Source organism: Sphingorhabdus sp., from assembly GCF_044354325.1.
GTDB lineage: Bacteria > Pseudomonadota > Alphaproteobacteria > Sphingomonadales > Sphingomonadaceae > Sphingorhabdus_B.
Map to the genome: position 1 here is coordinate 1 of NZ_JBILAF010000138.1, position 4,917 is coordinate 4,917.

3 protein-coding genes are annotated in these 4,917 nt (G+C 57.0%); 1 reads left to right on the forward strand and 2 read right to left on the reverse strand.

Annotation, left to right across the window (positions count from 1 at the left end):
- Nucleotides 1-1,384: ATP-binding protein (locus ACIQ0G_RS10210; RefSeq protein WP_397577814.1), on the forward strand; the 1,384-nt coding region annotated here is incomplete at its 5' end.
- 262 nt (nucleotides 1,385-1,646) lie between these two features.
- Here ACIQ0G_RS10210 and metH read toward each other — a convergent pair.
- Both metH and ACIQ0G_RS10220 read right to left on the reverse strand, forming a co-directional pair.
- The gene (gene metH, locus ACIQ0G_RS10215; protein ID WP_397577815.1) at nucleotides 1,647-4,265 is read right to left on the reverse strand and encodes a methionine synthase; all 2,619 of its coding nucleotides are present in this window, start codon (nucleotides 4,263-4,265) and stop codon (nucleotides 1,647-1,649) included.
- Between the two features lie 25 nt (nucleotides 4,266-4,290).
- Nucleotides 4,291-4,917: homocysteine S-methyltransferase family protein (locus tag ACIQ0G_RS10220; protein WP_397577816.1), on the reverse strand; the 627-nt coding region annotated here is incomplete at its 5' end.

Below are 4,917 nucleotides of genomic sequence, written 5' to 3' on the forward strand. Positions count from 1 at the left end.
TATGGCGCAAGTCGACTTTCTGGGCGAAGGCGACGAAGACCGCCAGACCGGCAAAATCTCCAATTTCCGCCGCGGGGTCACGCGTTATCCAATCCCCGGAAGCGAAGTCTATGCGGTGTCGAGCGCGGACATGAGGCAAGTCTATGCCACCGACGCGCGCGCACATGTTGAAATCGGCACCGTTGTCCCAACCCAGGATATTCGCGGCGCGCTCTATGTCGACGCGCTGCTCGGCAAGCATTTCGCGCTCGTGGGTTCAACGGGTACCGGCAAATCAACCTGCGCCGCTCTCATCGTGCATAAGATGTGCGATATCGCCCCTGACGGCCATATCGTCATGATTGACCCCCATGGCGAATATAGTGCGGCGTTCAAACAAAATGGCGCGTTGTTCGATGTGAACAATCTGGCGATGCCTTATTGGATGATGAACTTTGCCGAACATTGCGAAGTGTTCGTCACCTCCACCGGCGACGACAGGCAAATTGACTCAGACATTCTCGCCCGCTGCCTGTTGCAGGCGCGGGCCAAAAACCGCATTGCCGAAACGATTGGCAAGCTGACGGTTGATGCGCCAATCCCCTATTTATTGTCTGACCTGACCAACATCATCCAGAATGAAATGGGTAAGCTCGACAAGGCAACGTCGTCCGCGCCGTTCATGCGGTTGAAGACCAAAATTGACGAGCTGAAAGCCGATCCCCGCTACAATTTCATGTTTTCGGGCCTGCTGGTCGGCGACACCATGGCCGATTTTATCGGTAAGATTTTCCGTCTGCCATCACATGGCAAACCGATTTCGATTATCGATGTGTCCGGCGTGCCTTCCGACATCACGTCGACCGTTGTCGCGGTGCTATCGCGTCTGGTGTTTGACTATGCCATCTGGTCGCGCAACGAAGCGCAGCGCCCCATCCTGCTCATCTGCGAAGAGGCCCATCGCTACATTCCGTCGGATCGCGTTTTCAAAAACAGCGCAGTGCGCTCCATCCTTGAACGCATTGCCAAGGAAGGCCGGAAATATGGTGTGTCGCTGGGCCTGATTACCCAGCGTCCGTCCGATTTGGCCGAAGGCGTGCTGTCGCAATGCGGCACGATCATTTCGATGCGATTAAACAACGAACGCGATCAGGCATTTGTCCGCGCCGCCATGCCCGAAGGGGCGCGCGGTTTCCTGGATGCCGTCCCTGCCTTGCGCAACCGCGAATGCATCATCTGCGGCGAAGGTGTCAGCATTCCCATCCGCGTCTCGCTCGACCATTTGGAAGCGGATAAACGCCCGGCATCGGAAGACCCGCTGTTTAGCGCGCTTTGGCGCGAAACAGGTGGCGAAGCCGGAATATTGGACCGCGTCGTGCGCAGGTGGCGTGCGCAGGGGCGGTGATTGCCGCGGCACGGGCTGGAGGCATGTCCACGCTTGCAATGTAGGATTGGCTTTGAGACTATCGCCCCGCGCACGCGAAAGCGCGCACGGCTCTTTCTCAATGTTGAGACCACCCGCAAAAATACAGAGCCCCGTTCACCATTAAAGCGACAAAGCAGACAGTAAAAACGCTGCTCCACGTTGCTTTTGTCGCGTTAGGGTCAGGACAAAGAGCGCCGTTTTCTTCATGGGCATTCGTCCCAAAAATCTAATATTGCCCTGATCATTCGTTGAGGTTGGGCCTCAGATACTGCCGTGCCCGATCCAAATCGAGTGCGCGCCGTGCGGCATAGTCCGCAACCTGATCTTCGCCAATCCGCGCAACGCCGAAATATTCGGCTTGGGGGTGCCCGAAATAAAATCCGCTGACGGCTGCGGTAGGCAGCATGGCAAAGCTTTCGGTCAAGGTGATGCCCGTTTTCTGGGTCGCATCCAACAGGTCGAACAATATCGGCTTCAGGCTGTGGTCCGGACATGCGGGGTAGCCCGGCGCGGGCCGGATGCCGCGATATTCCTCACGGTTCAGCGCCTCGATGGTGAACTGCTCGTCGGGCGCATAACCCCATAATGTTGTGCGGACATGCTCGTGCATCCGCTCGGCAAAAGCTTCGGCCAAACGGTCAGCGAGCGCTTTCAACATAATGTCGGAATAATCATCGATATTGGCTTTGAACTGCGCCAAATGCGTGCCGATGCCATGGCCAGTTGTCACGGCAAATCCGCCAATCCAGTCGCCATCGCGGCTGATGAAATCGGCCAGACACATGTTCGCCCTGCCTTCGCGCTTGGCGATTTGCTGCCGCAGGAACGGCAGGCGAATATGGCTCTCGGTCTGTTCGCAATAGACCACAACATCGTCGCCATCGCGCTGGCATGGCCACAGGCCCGCAACGCCCTTTGCGCGGAGCCATTTTTCGCTGATGATTTTATCGAGCATCGCATTGGCATCGGCAAACAGGCTGGTGGCACTTTCGCCAACGACTTCATCGGTCAGAATATCGGGGTAATTGCCATGCAGTTCCCATGCGCGGAAAAACGGCGTCCAATCGATATAATTGCGCAGATCGGCAAGGTCCCAGTCATCATAGACATGCACGCCAGGCTGTAATGGCGGGGCAGGCTTCAGCGTCTCGGCCATCTCGAACGCATTGGCGCGGGCTTCCTCCAGCGAAGCCAATGGCTTTGCGGTCTTGCCCGCACGGGCATCGCGGATGTGGCTATATTCGGCGCGGGTGTCAGCGACGAACTTTTCGGCCATAGTATCGCTGACCAATGTGCCCGCAACACCGACCGCGCGCGAGGCATCGAGCACATGAATGACGGGGCCCGAATAAACAGGCTCAATCCGCAACGCCGTATGCGTTTTGGACGTGGTAGCGCCGCCGATCATCAACGGCATCGTCATGCCCGTCTTCTGCATTTCTTCAGCGACGGTGACCATCTCGTCCAGCGAAGGTGTGATCAGGCCCGATAGCCCGATCATGTCGGCATCATGGTCGACCGCCGCTTTCAATATGTCTTGCCACGGGACCATCACGCCCAGATCGACAATCTCAAAACCATTACACTGCAGCACCACGCCGACGATATTCTTGCCGATGTCATGGACGTCGCCCTTGACGGTCGCCATGATGATCTTGCCCTTGCCCTTCGCGCCGACTTCTTTCTCGGCCTCGATATAAGGGAACAGATGCGCGACCGCTTTTTTCATAACACGCGCCGATTTCACGACCTGCGGCAGGAACATTTTGCCCGACCCGAACAAGTCGCCAACGACATTCATGCCGTCCATCAATGGGCCTTCGATTACCTCGATAGGCCTGCCGCCCGCAGCCTTGATCGCCAGCCGTGCTTCTTCGGTGTCGTCGACGATATGCGCATCAATGCCTTTGACCAAGGCATGCTCAAGACGCTTTTTAACGTCCCAGCCGCGCCATTCGGCCTCCGCCTTTTCCTGCGCTATATCCGTACCGCGATATTTCTCGGCCAAGGTAATGAGGCGCTCGGTGGCATCGGGGTCGCGGTTGAGGATCACATCTTCGCACGCCACCCGCAGTTCCGGATCAATATCGTCATAGATATCCAACTGCCCTGCATTAACGATCGCCATATCGAGGCCGGCAGGGATCGCATGATATAAGAAGATCGAGTGCATCGCGCGGCGCACAGGCTCGTTACCGCGGAAGGAAAAGGACAGGTTGGAAAGGCCGCCCGAATAATGCGCATGCGGGCACAGAACGCGTAGCTCTTTCAGCGCCTCGATAAAATCGACGCCATAATTATTATGCTCTTCAATCCCCGTTGCCACCGCAAAAATATTGGGATCGAAAATGATGTCTTCGGGCGGAAACCCAATGCCGACCAGCAAGTCATAAGCGCGCTTGCAGATTTCGACCTTGCGCTCTTTGGTGTCGGCCTGCCCTGTCTCGTCGAACGCCATCACCACGACAGCCGCGCCATAGGCCATGCACAGCCGCGCCTGATGCAAAAAGGCTTCTTCGCCTTCTTTCATCGAAATCGAATTCACGATGGGCTTGCCCGAAACACATTTCAGCCCCGCCTCAATGACGCTCCATTTGGAACTGTCGATCATCAACGGCACCCGCGCAATGTCTGGTTCGGCCGCGATCCGTTTGATGAATGTCGTCATCGCCTCATGCGCGTCGAGCAGACCTTCATCCATATTGATGTCGATAATCTGCGCGCCATTTTCGACCTGGTCGCGCGCGACTTCGACAGCGGCTTCATAATCGCCGGACAGAATGAGCTTCTTGAACTTGGCACTGCCGGTGACGTTCGTACGTTCACCGATGTTGACGAAACGGGAGGAGGAGGATGTCATATTTTTATGTTCAGCTTTAAGGAGTTCAGGCGGCCATGATGAAGGGTTCGAGGCCAGCGAGCCGAGTGACCAGTGGTGGCTGCGGGATGCTGCGCGGGGCGCGGCCCTCAACGGCCTTGGCAATCGCGGCGATATGCGCAGGCGTGGTGCCGCAACAACCGCCGACGATGTTGACCAGCCCATCATCCAGCCATTGGCCAATCAGCTGCGCCGTCGTTTCGGGTAGCTCGTCATATTCGGCAAGGTCATTGGGCAGGCCCGCATTGGGATAGGCCATAACAAGCGCATCGGCTTGCTTTGACAAAGCGGCCAAATGCGGACGCAACAGGTCAGCGCCGAACGAGCAATTCAACCCGATGGTCAGTGGTTTGACGTGCCGGATCGCGGCCCAAAATGCCTCAACGGTATGGCCCGACAGATTGCGACCGGCCATATCGGTGATCGTCATAGATATCATCAAGGGCACGTCCCGGCCCGATGCCAGTGCGGCTTCCTGCGCCGCCATCGCAGCGCATTTGGCGTTCAGCGTGTCAAAAATCGTTTCAATCAGCAGGAAATCCACGCCACCTTCGATGAGCGCGTCGCATTGTTCGCGATAGACGCCTTTCAGATAATCAAAGTCGATTTCGCGATAGCCGGGGTCGTTGACGTC

Coding starts and splice junctions, on each gene's coding strand:
- metH (WP_397577815.1), bottom strand. CDS start 4,265: ATGACATCCTCCTCCTCCCGTTTCGTCAACATCGGTGAACGTACGAAC.